The following is an 840-nucleotide window of genomic DNA, read 5'->3' on the forward strand; positions in this document are numbered from 1 at the left end:
AGCGTGAAGCGGCTGAGCCTCGAACTCGGCGGCAACGCCCCCTTCATCGTCTTCGACGACGCCGATCTCGATCTCGCCATCGAGGGCGCGCTCGTCTCGAAGTTCCGCAATGGCGGCCAGACCTGCGTCTGCGCCAATCGCATCCTCGTCCAGGCCGGTGTCTACGAAACCTTCGCCAGGAAGCTCACCGCCCGCGTCAACGCCATGACGGTCGGACCCGGCACACAGCCCGGCGTCGCCATCGGGCCGATGATCAACATGGCGGCGGTCGAGAAAATCAACCGCCACGTCGAGGATGCGCTGGCCAAAGGTGCAAAGATCATCACGGACCGGCCGGCCTTGCCTGGCGGTCCGCAATATGTCGCGCCGCTGGTGCTGACCGGCGCCACAAAAGAGATGCAGCTTGCCGGTGAGGAAACGTTCGGTCCGGTCGCGCCGCTTTTCCGTTTCGAGACGGAAGAAGAGGCGATCGCGCTGGCCAATGGCACGCCCTACGGGCTTGCCTCCTACTTCTACACCGAGAACCTGAAACGCGCCTGGCGCGTCGGCGAGGCACTGGAGTTCGGCATGGTGGGGCTCAACACCGGCTCGGTCTCGATCGAGGTGGCCCCCTTCGGCGGCGTCAAGCAGTCCGGACTCGGGCGCGAGGGCGCGCAGGCCGGCATCGAGGAATATCTCGAGATGAAGAGTTTTCATATGGGCGGGCTGGGCTGAGATCCAGCCGCCGGACGTCACTGAATCCGATCGAGCGCCTTGTAGTAGAGGCCGACCATCGGCAGGAACCAGGGCTTGCCGGAATAGCCGGGAATGTCAGGCCACTCGAACCCCTTCATTGGATTG

Annotated in this window: 1 protein-coding gene; it reads left to right on the plus strand. The window is 64.3% G+C overall.

Going from position 1 to position 840, the window contains the following annotated elements:
* The coding region (locus NKH19_RS33385; RefSeq protein WP_352983979.1) for an aldehyde dehydrogenase family protein at positions 1–714 on the plus strand (714 nt) is incomplete at its 5' end.
* Positions 715–840 lie beyond the last annotated feature (126 nt).

This window comes from Mesorhizobium sp. M1338, from assembly GCF_040318045.1.
Classification (GTDB): domain Bacteria; phylum Pseudomonadota; class Alphaproteobacteria; order Rhizobiales; family Rhizobiaceae; genus Mesorhizobium.